This window comes from Burkholderia latens (assembly GCF_001718795.1).
Lineage (GTDB): Bacteria > Pseudomonadota > Gammaproteobacteria > Burkholderiales > Burkholderiaceae > Burkholderia > Burkholderia latens_A.
This window is the reverse complement of record NZ_CP013438.1, coordinates 2,054,227-2,069,895: the sequence shown is the minus strand read 5'-3', so window position 1 is coordinate 2,069,895 and position 15,669 is coordinate 2,054,227. Positions and strand designations below refer to the sequence as shown.

The following is a 15,669-nucleotide window of genomic DNA, read 5'->3' as shown; positions in this document are numbered from 1 at the left end:
GACCCACGGAGCATTCCCATGCAACTGACTGGACAGATGCTGATCGGCGCCGACGCGGTGGCCGGCTCGGCCGGCGCGTTGCGCGCGTTCGACCCGACGAAAGGCGCGCCGATCGACGAACCGGCGTTCGGCGTCGGCACGCAGGCCGACGTCGAGCGCGCGTGCGCGCTCGCGCGCGACGCCTTCGACGCGTATCGCACGCAGCCGCTTTCGGCCCGCGCGGCGTTTCTCGAAGCGATCGCCGATGAAATCGTCGCGCTCGGCGACACCCTGATCGAACGTGCGCATGCGGAAACGGGGCTGCCCGTCGCGCGGCTGCAGGGCGAGCGCGGCCGCACGGTCGGCCAGCTCCGGTTGTTCGCGCGCGTCGTGCGCGACGGCCGTTTCCTCGCCGCGTCGATCGATCCCGCGCAGCCCGCGCGCACGCCGCTGCCGCGCGCGGACCTGCGGCTGCAGAAGATCGGGCTCGGGCCCGTCGTCGTGTTCGGCGCGAGCAACTTCCCGCTCGCGTTCTCGGTGGCCGGAGGCGATACCGCGTCGGCGCTGGCGGCCGGCTGCCCGGTGATCGTGAAGGCTCACGAGGCGCATCTCGGCACGTCCGAGCTGGTCGGCCGCGCGATTCGGGCGGCGGTCGCCAAATGCGGGATGCCGGCCGGCGTGTTCTCGTTGCTGATCGGGCCCGGTCGCGTAATCGGTGCCGCGCTCGTCAGCCATCCGGCGATCCAGGCCGTCGGTTTCACCGGATCGCGGCAGGGCGGGATGGCGCTCGTGCAGCTTGCGAATGCGCGTCCGCAGCCGATTCCGGTCTATGCGGAAATGAGCAGCATCAATCCGGTCGTGCTGTTCCCGGCCGCGCTGGCCGCACGTGCCGACGCGATCGCGACCGGCTTCGTCGATTCGCTGACGCTCGGCACCGGCCAGTTCTGCACGAACCCGGGCCTCGTGCTGGCCGTCGACGGCCCCGATCTCGACCGTTTCGAGGCGGCTGCCGCGCAGGCGCTCGCGAAGAAGCCGGCCGGCGTGATGCTGACGCGCGGCATCGCCGACGCGTATCGCAACGGCCGCGGCAAGCTGGCCGAACTGCCTGGCGTGCGTGAAATCGGCGCGGGCGAGGCGGCGCAGACCGAATGCCAGGCGGGCGGCGCGTTGTATGAAGTCGCCGCGCAGGCGTTCCTGTCCGAGCCGGCGTTCGGCCACGAAGTGTTCGGGCCGGCGTCGCTGATCGTGCGCTGCCGCGATCTCGACGAAGTTGCGCGCGTGCTCGACGCGCTCGAGGGCCAGCTGACGGCCACGCTGCAGATGGACGCCGACGACAAGCCGCTCGCGCGCCGCCTGCTGCCGATCCTCGAGCGCAAGGCCGGCCGCCTGCTCGTCAACGGCTTCCCGACCGGAGTCGAGGTATGCGATGCGATGGTGCACGGCGGTCCGTTCCCGGCGACGTCGAACCCGGCGGTGACGTCGGTCGGCGCCACCGCGATCGACCGCTTCCTGCGGCCGGTGTGCTATCAGGACTTCCCGGACGACCTGCTGCCGGAAGGGTTGCAGGAAAGCAATCCGCTCGCCATTCCGCGATTGCGCGACGGGAAGGCGGAGTAACGGTGAGAAACGGCTAAAGGCGCGCGCCGGCAGAGGCGCGTTGCGGTACGTTGGAACACGGCGGCGGACGGTGCCCACGGGCGCGTCCGCCGTTTTTCGTCGATGGCAGGCTGTCGAGCCGCCCTTGTCGTGCGGCCGGCGAGGGGGCGCGACGCGTTGCAGCTGCCCGGGTGCGTCCAGCACGCGCCGATCGCGAGTCCACCGCTTGCTGCCGGCGGCCAGCCTGGCCGAGGCAAGCGGATGAGCCATGAGGTGCCGGCTCGACGGGCCGGCTTCCCCGTTTCCCGATTTTCTCCTACAGTAGCGAGGCCTCGGACCGCCCGGTCCGCTGGCGAGCCTGAGAGCGCGAAAAAATCCAACAAGGAACCATCCGATGAACATCAGCAAGCGCGGCGACCATCTGTTCGCCGCCGGATTATGGAAGGCGATCGGCGACGTCGCCCAATCCGTTCGTACCCAGATCGGCGAATACAGCGAAGGGCGCGTGCTCGCCGACACGCTTGTCGAATTGCGGCGCGACCTGGGCGGCAGCGAATTCGACATCACGATCAACCAGGGGCGCGTCGTCACCGATTCCGATGCGCATTCGCTCGCATTCGGCCACGCCGTTCGCCGCTTCCGGCAGGACATGGAAGCACTGGTGTACGCGCTGAAATATCGCCGCGACATCGACGAACACGATCAGCGCGCGCGCACCGAAGCACTGACGCAGGCGAACAATCAGCTCACCATCGCCAAGCAATCCGCGACGATCACGGTCGGCCGGTTCTTCGATGCGGTCGTCGATCGCGACGTGCTCGCGCAGATTCTCGACGGTGCATCGACCGCACGGGCACGGGCTGGCACGCAGGTGCAGGTCGAGTCGACGCGGATCAGGCTCGGTATCGTGCGTCACCGGATCGTCGGGATCATCGCGCAGATGTGACGGCGGCCGCGTAGAGCGGCGTGGCAGGAAGCCGCGCCGTGATAGACCATGCATGCATCGCTGCGGATGCACGCGTGGTTTCGCGCAAATGAAAACGCTCGCGGCATGCGCGAGCGATCACAACGCGAACGGCCGACGGCGGGTGGCCCGGCTGAATGCCGCGCCCGCTGCCGGGCGCGTTCGCTTACTGCGGGCCCATCTTCCTGATCAGCACGTCGAGTTCGGCGAGCTCGGCTTCGGTCAGGTCGACGAGCGGCGCGCGCACCGGGCCCGCGTCGTGGCCGACGAGCTTCGCGCCCGCCTTCACGATGCTGACCGCGTAACCGGCGCGCCGGTTGCGGATTTGCAGGTACGGCAGGAAGAACTCGTCGATCAGGCGGCCGACCGTCGCGTGGTCGTCCTTCGCGATCGCTTCGTAGAATGCCATCGCCGTCTTCGGGATGAAATTGAACACCGCCGACGAGTACACCGGCACGCCGAGCGCCTTGTACGCGGCTGCGTAGACTTCGGCCGTCGGCAGGCCGCCGAGATAGGCAAAGCGATCGCCGAGGCGGCGGCGGATCGTGACCATGCTTTCGATTTCGCCGACGCCGTCCTTGAAGCCGATCAGGTTCGGGCAACGATCGGCCAGGCGCTCGAGCATGTCGGCGTTCAGCTTCGAATTCGCACGGTTGTACACCACGACGCCGATCTTCAGCGAGCGGCACACCTGCTCGACGTGCTCGGCAATGCCTTCCTGGCTCGCTTCGGTCAGATAGTGCGGCATCAGCAGCACGCCGCTCGCGCCGAGGCGCTCGGCCTCTTGCGCATATTCGATCGCGACGCGCGTCGCGCCGCCGGCGCCCGCGAGAATCGGCACCTTGCCCTTGCAGGTTTCAGTCGCGACGCGAATCACGTCCGAATACTCGCGCTGCGTCAGCGAGAAGAATTCGCCGGTGCCGCCGGCCGCGAACAGTGCGGTCGCGCCATACGGCGCCAGCCATTCGAGGCGTTCGGCATAGGTGGCCGGGCGGAAGCTGCCGTCCGCGTCGAAATCCGTCAGCGGAAACGACAGAAGGCCTTCGGAAATGATCTGTTTGAGTTCTTGCGGTGAGGTCATGGTTGGGGTCGTCCGTTTAGCGCGAGTGCTGGGTTCGTCGGGCACGGCATCCGGGCCACATTGGCGATGTCGTTGTATGTCATCGTACAACGCGAGGTTGAGCGATGCAAGCGGTTTGCGGGCCGGCCGAGGGTAGGGTCTTTCCGGATCAGGGTTTACGGCGCGTCGCACGATGGCGTCGAATGTCGTATGATGACTAACGATTTGACGATGGGCCTCCAGGAATCCCGATGACTGCTTCTCCTCTCTACATTCGCGTGCATCCGGACGACAACGTCGCGATCGTCGTCAACGACGGCGGCCTGCCGGAGGGCGCGACGTTCGCCGACGGCCTGACGTTGCGCGAAGGCGTGCCGCAGGGTCACAAGGTCGCGCTGGTCGACCTCGCGGCCGGCGACCCGATCGTCCGCTACAACGTGGTGATCGGCTACGCGCTCACCGAGCTGCGCCGCGGCAGCTGGGTCAACGAACGCACGATGCGCATGCCCGAGCCGCCGGGCCTCGACGATCTGCCGCTCGCGACGCGTGCCGCGCCGCCGCTGGCGCCGCTCGAAGGCTATACGTTCGAAGGTTTCCGCAATCCCGACGGCTCGGTCGGCACGCGCAACATCCTCGCGATCACGACGACCGTGCAGTGCGTGTCCGGCGTCGTCGAGCATGCGGTGAAGCGGATCAAGGAAGAATTGCTGCCGCGCTACCCGAACGTCGACGACGTGGTCGGGCTCGAGCACACGTATGGCTGCGGCGTTGCGATCGATGCGCCGGACGCCGACATCCCGATCCGCACGCTGCGCAACATCAGCCTGAACCCGAATTTCGGCGGCGAGGTGATGACGGTGAGCCTCGGCTGCGAGAAGCTGCAGCCCGAGCGTCTGCTGCCGCCGGGCTCGATTCCCGTTGCGGCCGCCGGCGTGACGGACAACGGCGGCGTCGTGTGCTTGCAGGATGCTGCGCACGTCGGCTTCCACTCGATGATCGACTCGATCATGAAGATGGCCGAAGTGCATCTCGAGCGGCTGAACCGCCGCCGTCGCGAAACCTGCCCGGCGTCGGATCTCGTCGTCGGCGTGCAGTGCGGCGGCAGCGACGCGTTTTCCGGATTGACCGCGAACCCGGCGGTCGGCTTCGCGGCCGACCTGCTCGTGCGTGCGGGCGCGACGATCATGTTTTCGGAAGTGACCGAAGTGCGGGACGGCGTCGCGCAGCTCACGTCGCGCGCGGCGAGCGAGGACGTCGCCCGCGAGATCATCCGCGAGATGGACTGGTACGACCGCTACCTGCAGCGCGGCCGCGTCGACCGCAGCGCGAACACGACGCCCGGCAACAAGAAGGGCGGCCTGTCGAACATCGTCGAGAAGGCGATGGGCTCGATCGTGAAGTCGGGCAGTGCGCCGATCGCCGGCGTCGTGCGGCCCGGCGACCGGGCGCGACAGAAGGGGCTGCTGTATGCGGCGACGCCCGCGAGCGACTTCATCTGCGGCACGCTGCAGCTCGCGGCGGGGATGAACCTGCACGTGTTCACAACCGGCCGCGGCACGCCTTACGGCCTCGCTCAGGTGCCGGTGATCAAGGTCGCGACGCGCAGCGATCTCGCGCGCCGCTGGCACGATCTGATGGATCTCGACGCGGGGCGGATCGCGACCGGCGCGGCGACGATCGAGGACGTGGGCTGGGAACTGTTCCGCCTGATGCTCGACGTCGCGAGCGGCAAGCGCCGCACGTGGGCCGAGCAATGGAAGCTCGCGAATGCGCTGACGCTGTTCAATCCGGCGCCGGTGACCTGATCCGCAACACGCGACGGCATGCGACGCGGGCGCCTTCGGGCGCCCGCTTTTCGTTGGGCGGTGCGATCTGCTTACCTCGCACGTAATCGACCGGCGGTGCGGGGCCGGCGACGATAGCGTCACGCGAACCCGAAACGTTCGCGGCATGGTCTTCCGTCAATCCAACCAAGGAGCCTCGCATGAATACCGCTCAAACCGCCTCGTCCGCCCACGCCGAGCTGATCGACCGCTATTTCGACGCATGGAACGAACCGGATGCCGCCGCGCGGCGCGCGCTGATCGAGGCCGTCTACGCGAGCGACGCCGCTTATCGCGATCCGCTGATGGCCGGCGACGGCCACGCGGGCATCGACACGATGATCGCGGCCGTGCAGGAACGCTTCCCCGCGTATCGCTTTCACCGTACGACCGATGTCGACGGATTCGGCCAGCATCTGCGCTTCTCGTGGGCGCTCGTATCGCCCGACGGCGCGGCGATCGTGCGGGGCGCGGATTTCGGCACCGTCGATGCGTCGGGCCGGCTGAAGTCCGTCACGGGCTTCATCGACGAAATGCCGGCAGCGGCGTCGTGACGCGAGCCGCGCACAACCGCAGGCGTCCGGGATCGGGTAACGTTACGCAGTTCGTTCCCGATCCCGGAGACTTGCCGACATGTTGAAGAACCTCGATCCGCTGCTGCACGCCGACATCCTGCACGCGCTGCGTGCGATGGGCCACGGAGATGAAGTGGTGATCTGCGATGCGAATTTTCCGGCGGAATCCGTCGCCGAGCATACGGTCGTCGGCCGCGCACTACGCATCGACGGCGCCGACTCGGCGCGAGTCGCGCGCGCGGTGCTGTCCGTGCTGCCCCTCGATACGTTCGTCGAAACGCCTGTGTGGCGGATGGAAGTGGTCGGCGATCCGGCCGCCGTGCCGCCGGTGCAACGCGAAGTGCAGGCGGAGATCGACCGCGCGGAAGGGCGCGCGGTGCCGCTCGCGGGCATCGATCGCTTTGCGTTTTATGAGCGGGCGCAGCAAGCGTATGCGGTGATCGTCACCGGCGAGCTGCGCGGCTACGGGTGCTTCGTCTTCAAGAAAGGCGTGCTGCTGGCCGATGCGGGCTAGGGCCGGTTCCCATTATTTTTCGCGGATGCGGGCGCTGGGCTCGCTGCGGCGCCGTCGCGCGTCGCCATCGTCGCAGTGTAAAGATTTGCTACAACCTTTTTCTTGGACGCTGCGCGAAGTCCTTCTATGCTGGCCCATTTGCCGCCGCGCCCGCCGGGCCGCGCGGCACGAACCGTACGGGCAACGTCCCGCGCGGGCGGCCGACTTGCATACGAGGAGAGAGGCATGACGCGTTCCGTCGATTCCGGCGTCATTTTTTTCGCACGCCTGGCGCTGGCGGCGTTGTTTCTGTGGGGCGGCGTGATGAAGCTGCTCGGCTACGGCGAGTTCATCGGCTATCTGCACGGGGTGAACGTCCCGTATCCGCAGGTGATGGGGCCGGTCGTCGTCACGATCGAGGCGCTGGGCGGGCTGCTGCTGATCGTCGGCTACAAGGTGAAGCCGCTCGCATTGCTGATGGCGGTCTATACGGTCGCGACCGCAATGGTTGGCCACAATTTCTGGGACGCGACTGACGCAGCGGTCCAGCACGACATGGTGATCCACTTCTGGAAGAACATCGCGATCGCCGGCGGGTTCCTGCTGCTGTTCGTGACCGGTGCCGGCGGCGCGAGCATCGACGCACTGCGCCGGCCGAGTTCGTCGTACGGCGTGCTGCGCTGAGTCGAACCGCGATTCGCCGAGTCGAACCGAGTCGACCGAAGCGCCGCACGCGCGCCGCGACACTGACGCAAAGCAAAAGGGCCGAACCCGCACGCGGCGGAATTCGGCCCTTCGTTCATCCGGCCGGCGCGTGCGCGCCGTCGTTCAGCGTGCGTCCTTCAGGTCTTTCGCGTCCTTTGCGAACTGCACGGCGATCGCGCCGAGCACGCAGATCGCGGCGACGTACACGACCGGCGCGAGCGGATTCGACTTCATCATCAGCGACACGATCACCGGCGTAAGGCCGCCGAAGATTGCGTAAGCGACGTTGTACGAGAACGAGATGCCCGAGAAGCGCACGACGGCCGGAAAGCTGCGCACCATCACGAACGGCACCGCGCCGATCGTGCCGACCGCGAAGCCGGCGATCCCGTAATACAGCGGCAGCGTCGATGCGTCGGCCGCCACCTGCGCGAACAGCAGGTAGTAGCATGCGGCGAGCACGAGGCCGCCGATGCCGAGCACGCGTTTCGCGCCGATCCAGCCCGCGAGCGAGCCGGCGGTGATGCAGCCGGCCGTGAGGCACAGCGTCGCGATGCTGTTCGCGAACAGCGTGGTCGCGGGCGTCAGGTGGAACTGCTTTTGCAGCAGCGCAGGCGTCATCAGGATCACGACGACGATCGCTGCCGACAGCATCCACGTAAGCAGCATCGATACGATCACCGCGCGCCCGTGGTCGCGCAACACGGCCTTCAGCGGAATCTCGGCCGCGAGCGCCTTCTTCGCCTTCATCTCCGCGAACACCGGCGTTTCATGCAGCCAGCGGCGCAGGTACACGGAGAACAGGCCGAACACGCCGCCGAGCAGGAACGGAATGCGCCACGCGAATGCGGTGACTTCGGCGCCCGAGTAACGGCTGTTGATGCCGGCGGCAACCAGCGAGCCGAGCAGGATGCCGGCCGTGAGTCCCGCGGTCAGCGTGCCGCACGCGTAGCCGATGTGGCGCGACGGCACATGTTCGGACACGAACACCCATGCGCCCGGCACTTCGCCGCCGACCGCCGCGCCCTGCAGCACGCGGAACAGCAGCAGCAACACCGGCGCAAGGATGCCGATCGTGTCGTAGGTCGGCAGCAGCCCCATCAGCAGCGTCGGCACCGACATCATCAGCACGCTGAGCGTGAACATCCGCTTGCGGCCGAACAGGTCGCCGAAATGCGCCATGATCACGCCGCCGAGCGGGCGGGCGAGATAGCCGGCCGCGAAGATGCCGAACGTCTGCAGCTGGCGCAGCCAGTCGGGGATGTCGTGCGGGAAGAACAGCTGTCCGATCGCGGGCGCGAAGAACACGAAGATGATGAAGTCGTAGAACTCGAGCGCGCCGCCGAGTGCGGCAAGGCCAAGAGTTTTGTAATCGCTGCGCGTGAGCGCGCGTTCGGCGGCGCGAGGCACGCCGCTCAATTCGGAAGCTTGCATGGTCAGGACGATCGGTTTTCGAATGTAGTTGTCGGTGCTGCGTCTCCAGGGCCCGCTTTTCGGCATGGCTGGCAAGGCGCGGCTTGCGTCGTCGAGCGTGGGTCGCGTATCGGATGGAATACGTTACAGGCGCCGTCGCACCAGGATGGGGCGCGACGGAGACGATGCGTCGAAGCGGGTGGGAGGATTCTACAGGAGCGCGAAATGCGCGCATGCGGCAGGCGGCCGGGGAAAGCTTCGGCGCTTCGCCGCGCGCAATGCGGACGCGGCGCGGCAGGCGGAGAAACCGCATGCCGCGCCGCGTGGCAGGGGTGCGACGTAATCAGTTGCCGGCGATCGTGTCGACGGGCTTGAACGTGCCGCGCTCGACCTTGTAGATCGTCACCGGCGCATCCTTCAGGTCGCCCTTCGCGTCGTACGCGATGCTCGGCGCCGACACGCCCTTGATCGATACCTTGCCGAGATACGGCGTATAGACTTTCGGGTCGGTCGAGTTCGCCTGCTTCATCGCGGTGAGCAGTGCGATCGTGCCGTCGTACGAATAAGGCGAATACGTGATCACGTCTTCGTTGAAGCGCGCCTTGTAGCGGGATGCGTAGCCGGCGAAGCCGGGCATCTTTTCCTTCGGCAGCCCGCCCATGTAGACGATCGCGCCTTCGGCCGCTTCGCCGCCGACCTTCAGGAACGTCGGCGAACGCGACATCTCGCCGGTCACGAACGCCGATTTCATCCCGAGCTGGCGCATCTTGCGGATCATCGGCGAAGACTGTGCGTCTCCGCCGCCGTAGAAGATCGCGTCGGGATTGATGCCCTTCAGGTTGGTCAGGATCGCCGAGAAGTCGAGCGCCTTGTCGTTCGTGAAGTCACGCTTCACGATCGTGCCGCCCGCGGCCTGCACGGCTTTCGCGAATTCGTCGGCGATGCCCTGCCCATAGGCGGTGCGGTCGTCGATGATCGCGATGCGCTTGAAATGCAGCGTCTTCACCGCGTACGTGCCGACGATGCGGCCGGCCTGCGCGTCGCTCGTCAGCAGCCGGTAGGTCGTCTTGTAGCCGCGCGCGGTGTACTGCGGCGACGTCGCCATCGAGATCTGCGGCAGCCCTGCGCGATCGTACAGGTCGGACGCGGGGATGCTCGTGCCCGAGTTGAAGTGGCCGATGATCCCGCTGACGTTGTCGTCGATCAGCCGCTGTGCGACCGTCGTGCCGGTGCGCGGGTCGGCCTGGTCGTCCTGCGAGTCGAGCTGGAACGTGACCGGTTTGCCGCCGATCGTCGGATGCGTCGCGTTGAAATCGGCGATCGCGAGCTGTACGCCCTTTTGCATGTCCGTGCCGTAGTTCGACTGCGGCCCCGTTAGCGGTGCGGCGAAACCGATCTTGACGACGTCCGCGGCGATGGCGTGTGCGCCCGACAGTGCGCAGGCAGCAGCCAGCGCGACGTGCGATACCTTCAGCTTCACTTTCACTTCCCCTTGATGGCGTGGTTGGGCCGCGGCCGGCCAGCGGGCCGCTGCGGTAAACCGGGCGAGACGTATCGCTTGTGCGGCGCCCGCAGAAGCCGGGCCGCATGTGCCGCGCGCCGTGCGGGTTGTGCCGGAATCCGCGTGCGTGGCGGCGGCGGGATGTCGTCTCGTGACCGTTGAGCGAAGTCTAGGCAACGAAAATACGCGCGTCTTGCGCGTTCGGTGCGCGGGTGGCGACGATTTCGGCATATCGTCGATAACCCTGATATGTGCTCAAATCGTCATCCTGAATGCGCAAACCCGCCAAGACGCGGCGCGGCGGCATTTTTACGATGGCGGGTCCGAGCGCCTGGCGTGGCGTGACGATGGCGATGCCGGCGCGATACGCCGTCGTGGCCGCCCAGGCGCGTGACAGGCGGCGGCCGGACGCGACGCCGTCCCGCCGGACACGCGCACTGCGGTCGTTGCGCGCGCAACCGCAAGGCGGCGCGCACATCGCGCACCGCCGTATGCACGGAGCAGAGCATCGCCCATCGGCTGCGCAGCGCTCGTATTGCACGATCGTCGGGCCGCGCGATAGCGTGAGCGGCGTTACCCGCTGCACCCGATCGCGTTCCGACGAACGCCGCGCCGCGTCCGCGGGGCGCTTCTATAATCGACGCCATCAGCCACTCCCTCCGCACACGCCGGGATGACGACCTTCCTTGCCGCACCGCCCATGACCCTGTCCGAAACGTTGCGCTACCAGCCCGACAACACCGATCTTGGTGCGATGCTTGCGCATTTCCGCCTGCTCGAGCCGGTGTTCGACGCGCTGCCCGACGTCGCGTTTTTCGTGAAGGATGCGAACGGCCGCTACGCGCTCGTCAATCGCACGCTCGCAATGCGCTGCGGCTACAAGGACAAGCGCGACCTGCTCGGCAAGACGACCGACGAAGTGTTTCCGCGCCGCTTCGGCCGGACTTATTTCGAGCAGGACATGGCGACGATCAATGCCGGCCAGCAGTTGATGGATCAGCTTGAGCTGCACCTGTATCCGGGCCGTCAGCCGGGCTGGTGCCTGACCTGCAAGGAGCCGCTGCGCGACGCGGCCGGCAAGGTGGTCGGCCTCGCGGGGATCTCGCGCGACCTGAAGGCGCACGAGGGTTCGCATCCGGCATACAGCAAGCTTGCCGACGTCGTGCAGCACATCCAGGATCACTACGTGCAGCCGCTGAACCTGAAGCACCTCGCGCAGATGGCGGGGATGTCGGTCGCGCAGCTCGAGCGCTACTTCCACAAGGTGTTTCACCTGACGCCGCGCCAGGTGCTGCTGAAGACGCGGCTCGAGGCGGCTACGGCGCTGCTCGTCACGCACGACAAGGTAACGGACGTCGCGGCGCTATGCGGCTATACGGATCACAGCGCGTTCACGCGCCAGTTCAAGGCGACGGTCGGCGTGACGCCGACCGAATACCGGCTGATGCTGCAGGATCGGGCAGGTTGACGCGATGCGCCGGCCTCGGGCCGGCGCATCGGATGATCGGGGTGGTGCGGGAACGGGGAAGCGATGGCTCAGCGGTAGCCGAGGCCTTTCAAGACGGCCGTGCCGTCCTCCGTCAGGCGGAAGCTCGGCGAGGTGTCGGCGTCGAGCTTGATCATCTCGACGAGTCCGGCTTCCTGCAGCGCGGGCAATTCGGGCTTCGCATTCGCGCCGATCGGTGCGTGCAGCAGCACGAGCAGCGTCGCGATCTCGTGATGGCTGAGCAAGCGGCGCAGCATCGTCTTTTTCGCAGGGGGGGCGGCCGGGCGGCCCGCGGGTGCATCTACGGCGCTCATCGCTGTCCTCCTTTTCGGGATATCCATCGGGTGGTTGGTTCCGGATGGTGCCGTCGAAGACTTAAGCGATTCTTAAACGCGCGGCGGGCAGGCCAATGGTGCGGTGCGGCGTCCGTTACCGGATGTAACGCCGGCGCGGGGCGCATTCCGCGCGCCAGCGCGCCGAGCCTTGCCGGGCGGCTCTGTGCGGCGGCGTTGCGCACGATGGTGCGTCTGCCCGCCGCGCGGTGTGGCGTCTGCCGGTGTTCCGGTTCCGCCTGCGCCCGATCCGATTCATACCCCTCTTATTTCTTGCGCTGCGCCTGCGCGGCGAGGCGCACGGCCGCGTTCGCCGCGCCGTAGCCGTCGTAACCGCCGCGCCGCTCGACGATTTCCAGCGAGAACCGGCCGTCGACCAGTTCCGTGTATGCGTGCAGGAATTCGCCGCCGCTTTCGTCGCGGTCGTACAGCAGATGGTGCGCGCTCAGCGTGTCGATCATCTCGTCGGGCAGTGCGTAGCGTGCGGCCAGATCGTCGTAGTAGTTCGGCGGAATCCGCAGGAACGGCACGCCGTCGGCCGCGAGCGCGGCGACCGTCTTCACGATGTCGTCGGTGCGGAACGCGACGTGATTCAGCCCCGTGCCGTGATAGCGGTCGAGCGATTCGGCAACGGCCGTATGACGGTCGACCGATGCATTCAGTGCAATTCGCACCGAGCCGTCGGCGCTGCGCACCGCGCGGCTGCGCATCAGGCCGTACGGATCCGGTACGAGCCAGCTGCGCTCTGCCTCGAAGCCGAAAGCGGTCTTGAAGAACAGGATCCAGGTATCGAGCGCGTCGGCCGGCAGCGCGAGGCAGACATGATCGATACCCGTCAGCGGGCCGACCTCGGTCGGGCCGTCGATGTCGGTGAGCACGAAATCCGATTCGTACAGCGTCGGCGCGTTCGGCGCTTCGTCGACGAAGTATTCGAGGCTGCCGTCCGGCGCCTTCACGCTCGGCAGCACGCGCTCGTTCGGGCCGACGCGCCCGGAAAACGGCGCATAGCCGAAGCCCGCCGCGCGTTCGAACGCGACATTCGCGTCGTCGACGCGGAACGCCGACGCGCACAGCGACAACCCGTGCTGCTGGAAGAACGCATCGGCGAACGAATCGCGCTCGGCGTTCAGCACGATCGACGCCGCGCCGTGCTGGAACAGCGTCACGTCCTTCGACCGGTGGCGACCCGCGAGCCGGAACCGCATACGGCCGAGCCATTCGCCGACGGTGGCCGCTGCCTGCGCGTCGACCGCGAATTCGATGAACTGGAACCCCACGTGCGCGGGCGGCGCCGGCGGTGCGAACAGCGGTTGCCCGGCGGACGGCGTGCGGCCGTCCTGCGCGAGTCGCGCGCGCGTCAGTTCTTCCAGATAGAGCAGCGAGCGGTGGCCGTCGGCGGCCGTGATCGCGGTCGGCGCGGCGCGGAAGCCGTCGTTGAAGATCTCCAGCGACAGCGGCCCCGTATAACCGGACTCGATCACGCGGGCCGTGAAGCGCGCCAAGTCGAAGTCGCCCTGGCCGGGGAACGAGCGGTAGTGGCGGCTCCATTCGAGCACGTCCATCGCGAGCTTCGGCGCATCGGCAATCTGAACGAATGCGATCCGGTCGCCCGGAATGTCGGCGATCGCGTCAGGCGAGTCGTCGAGCGACAGCGTATGGAAGCTGTCGAGCGCGAGGCCGAGGTGCGGGCTGTTGACCGCATTCACGAGCTGCCACGCGTGACCGTACCGTTTCACGACGCTGCCCCACGCGAGCGCCTCGTACGCGGCGACCACGCCGGCCTGCCGCGCCGCTTCGGCGAGCGTGCCGAGCTGGTCGATCAGCAGCGCGTCGTCCGCGATCGCGTCGGGCGACACGCTGCTGCATACCAGGATGCGATCGGTGCCGAGCGCGTGCATCACGTCGAACTTGCGACGGATGCGGTCGAGATTGCGCGCGAGCTGCGCCGCGCTCACGCCCTCGAAGTCGCGAAAGGGCTGGAACAGCACGATGTCCAGGCCGAGATCGGCGGCCATGCGCCGCACGTCGGCGGGCGAGCCGTCGAAGTACACGAGGTCGTTCTCGAAGATTTCGACACCGTCGAAACCGGCGGCCTTGATGGCTGCGAGCTTCTCGGCGAGCGTGCCGGACAGTGACACCGTGGCGATCGAGCGCTGCATGGGCGAATCCTGCGGGTGAGCGGGATGTGGCGTCGGCCGAATGGGGCGGGAATGAACCAGTCGTTGAATTCGTTGCGGATGCCATATCCCCAATTTACTAGGGAAGTGACGCAGATTATACAAACTAACTAGATGGTACAAATAAGCGAAAACCCGAAAAGACAGCGGGCTCGCGCCGGCGCACACTAGCGCCACATCCTGATTGTCACGGGGCGGATCGGATAACGTTCCGCCCCCGTTTTTGGAGCAGAAATCGTCATGAGCAAGCACAAGGTGCTGGTGCTGAACGGCCCGAACCTGAATCTGCTGGGCACCCGCGAGCCGCATATCTACGGCGCCGAGACCCTTGCGGACGTCGAGCAGCGTTGCCGTAGCGCCGCCGAAGGCCTCGGTCTGGAGATCGACTTCCGCCAGTCGAACGCCGAGCACCAGCTGATCGACTGGCTGCATGCCGCGCGTCACGACACGCACGGCATCGTGATCAACCCGGCTGCCTATACGCATACGTCGGTCGCGCTGGCCGATGCGCTGTCCGCGATCGCGAAGCCCGTGATCGAGGTGCACATTTCCAACGTGCACCGCCGTGAGGCATTCCGTCACCACTCATATATAGCGGCCATTGCCGAAGCGGTGATCTGCGGGTGCGGTACCGAAGGCTACGTGTTCGCGCTGCAGCGCCTGTCGACCCTTTTTGCCCAGCGAGCCGCGCAATGAGCCGCCCGTCCTTTCTGATCGGCCTGATCGGCCAGGGCATCGGCGGTTCGTTGTCGCCCGCGATGCATGAGGAAGAGGGATTCCGCCAGGGTTTCGGCTACGTCTATCGCCGCATCGATCTCGACGTGCTCGGGCTGACCGCCGACGCGCTGCCCGAATTGCTCGACGCCGCGCAGCGGATGGGCTACAACGGCCTGAACATCACGCATCCGTGCAAGCAGCGCGTGATCGAGCATCTCGACGAATTGTCGGACGACGCGCGCGCCCTCGGCGCGGTGAACACCGTGTTGTTCAGGGACGGCAAGCGGATCGGCCACAACACCGACTGGTCCGGTTTCGCGAAATCGTTCCGCCGCGGGCTGCCGTCCGCGTCGCTCGAGCGTGTCGTGCAGCTCGGCGCGGGCGGTGCGGGTGCAGCCGTCGCGCATGCGGCGCTGCAAATGGGCGCGGCCGAACTGACGATTTTCGATGTCGACCGCACGCGTGCGGTCACGCTCGCGGGCGAACTGCAGCAACGGTTCCCGGCCGCGCGGGTCACGGCCGGCGACGACCTCGCGGCCGCGGTGAAAGCCGCAACCGGGCTGATCCACGCAACGCCGACCGGCATGATCAAGCATCCGGGCTTGCCGCTGCCCGCCGAACTGCTTCACGCCGGAATGTGGGTCGCCGACATCGTGTACTTCCCGCTCGAAACGGAACTGCTCCGCGCGGCGCGCGCGGCTGGCTGCGCAACGCTGCCGGGCGGCGGGATGGCCGTGTACCAGGCCGTCGATGCGTTCGAAATCTTCACCGGCCGCACGCCCGACGACGAGCGGATGTTCGAACACTTTCAGTCGCTCGTCGCGCGCTGACCTTTCTACCTACTAGCT

Annotated in this window: 15 protein-coding genes; 9 read left to right on the top strand and 6 right to left on the bottom strand. The window is 67.1% G+C overall.

The features are described 5' to 3' along the window. Positions 1-18 precede the first annotated feature (18 nt). Together WK25_RS28440 and WK25_RS28435 are read left to right on the top strand one after the other, a co-directional pair. The gene (locus WK25_RS28440) at positions 19-1,596 is read left to right on the top strand and encodes an aldehyde dehydrogenase (NADP(+)) (RefSeq protein WP_040138742.1); all 1,578 of its coding nucleotides are present in this window, start codon (positions 19-21) and stop codon (positions 1,594-1,596) included. A gap of 373 nt (positions 1,597-1,969) precedes the next feature. Next, positions 1,970-2,521, top strand: a complete 552-nt coding sequence (locus tag WK25_RS28435; RefSeq protein WP_069243361.1) for a hypothetical protein — start codon at positions 1,970-1,972, stop codon at positions 2,519-2,521. Positions 2,522-2,705: 184 nt separating this feature from the next. Here the strand turns inward: WK25_RS28435 and kdgD are convergent, their stop codons facing one another. Further along, positions 2,706-3,620 carry a 5-dehydro-4-deoxyglucarate dehydratase gene (kdgD, locus tag WK25_RS28430; protein WP_040138740.1) on the bottom strand — a complete coding sequence of 305 codons (915 nt, stop codon included), beginning with the start codon at positions 3,618-3,620 and terminating at the stop codon, positions 2,706-2,708. 230 nt (positions 3,621-3,850) lie between these two features. Here kdgD and garD point away from each other — a divergent pair, with 230 nt between their 5' ends. The 4 genes from garD to WK25_RS28410 all read left to right on the top strand — a co-directional run bounded on the left by garD (position 3,851) and on the right by WK25_RS28410 (position 7,174). After that, entirely contained in the window at positions 3,851-5,404 is a 1,554-nt protein-coding gene (garD, locus tag WK25_RS28425; protein ID WP_069243360.1) for a galactarate dehydratase, read from the top strand. A gap of 179 nt (positions 5,405-5,583) precedes the next feature. After that, the gene (locus WK25_RS28420; protein WP_059548287.1) at positions 5,584-5,976 is read left to right on the top strand and encodes a nuclear transport factor 2 family protein; all 393 of its coding nucleotides are present in this window, start codon (positions 5,584-5,586) and stop codon (positions 5,974-5,976) included. Positions 5,977-6,055: 79 nt separating this feature from the next. Then, positions 6,056-6,511: an RbsD/FucU family protein gene (locus WK25_RS28415; RefSeq protein ID WP_040138737.1), complete on the top strand. Its 456-nt coding sequence runs from the start codon at positions 6,056-6,058 to the stop codon at positions 6,509-6,511. 225 nt (positions 6,512-6,736) lie between these two features. Continuing rightward, positions 6,737-7,174: a DoxX family protein gene (locus tag WK25_RS28410; protein ID WP_040138736.1), complete on the top strand. Its 438-nt coding sequence runs from the start codon at positions 6,737-6,739 to the stop codon at positions 7,172-7,174. 144 nt (positions 7,175-7,318) lie between these two features. Here the strand turns inward: WK25_RS28410 and WK25_RS28405 are convergent, their stop codons facing one another. The 3 genes from WK25_RS28405 to WK25_RS28395 form a co-directional block, all read right to left on the bottom strand. After that, positions 7,319-8,629, bottom strand: a complete 1,311-nt coding sequence (locus tag WK25_RS28405) for an MFS transporter (RefSeq protein WP_040138735.1) — start codon at positions 8,627-8,629, stop codon at positions 7,319-7,321. Positions 8,630-8,951: 322 nt separating this feature from the next. Continuing rightward, positions 8,952-10,088, bottom strand: a complete 1,137-nt coding sequence (locus tag WK25_RS28400) for a branched-chain amino acid ABC transporter substrate-binding protein (RefSeq protein WP_040140826.1) — start codon at positions 10,086-10,088, stop codon at positions 8,952-8,954. Positions 10,089-10,278: 190 nt separating this feature from the next. Continuing rightward, complete coding sequence (locus WK25_RS28395; RefSeq protein ID WP_069243359.1) at positions 10,279-10,587, bottom strand: hypothetical protein; 309 nt, start codon at positions 10,585-10,587, stop codon at positions 10,279-10,281. A 195-nt stretch (positions 10,588-10,782) separates the two neighbouring features. Between WK25_RS28395 and WK25_RS28390 the strand changes: the two genes are divergently transcribed. Continuing rightward, entirely contained in the window at positions 10,783-11,577 is a 795-nt protein-coding gene (locus tag WK25_RS28390; protein ID WP_040138733.1) for an AraC family transcriptional regulator, read from the top strand. Between the two features lie 68 nt (positions 11,578-11,645). Here the strand turns inward: WK25_RS28390 and WK25_RS28385 are convergent, their stop codons facing one another. Together WK25_RS28385 and WK25_RS28380 are read right to left on the bottom strand one after the other, a co-directional pair. Next, the gene (locus tag WK25_RS28385) at positions 11,646-11,909 is read right to left on the bottom strand and encodes a hypothetical protein (protein WP_040138732.1); all 264 of its coding nucleotides are present in this window, start codon (positions 11,907-11,909) and stop codon (positions 11,646-11,648) included. A gap of 284 nt (positions 11,910-12,193) precedes the next feature. Continuing rightward, positions 12,194-14,086, bottom strand: coding sequence for a bifunctional sugar phosphate isomerase/epimerase/4-hydroxyphenylpyruvate dioxygenase family protein (locus tag WK25_RS28380; protein WP_069243358.1), 1,893 nt, complete (start codon positions 14,084-14,086; stop codon positions 12,194-12,196). 258 nt (positions 14,087-14,344) lie between these two features. On the opposite strand from WK25_RS28380, the gene aroQ reads away from it, so the two are divergent. After that, the gene (gene aroQ / locus WK25_RS28375) at positions 14,345-14,800 is read left to right on the top strand and encodes a type II 3-dehydroquinate dehydratase (protein ID WP_059548284.1); all 456 of its coding nucleotides are present in this window, start codon (positions 14,345-14,347) and stop codon (positions 14,798-14,800) included. Further along, the gene (locus WK25_RS28370; RefSeq protein WP_069243357.1) at positions 14,797-15,651 is read left to right on the top strand and encodes a shikimate dehydrogenase; all 855 of its coding nucleotides are present in this window, start codon (positions 14,797-14,799) and stop codon (positions 15,649-15,651) included. Before aroQ ends, WK25_RS28370 begins: the two co-directional genes overlap by 4 nt. Positions 15,652-15,669 lie beyond the last annotated feature (18 nt).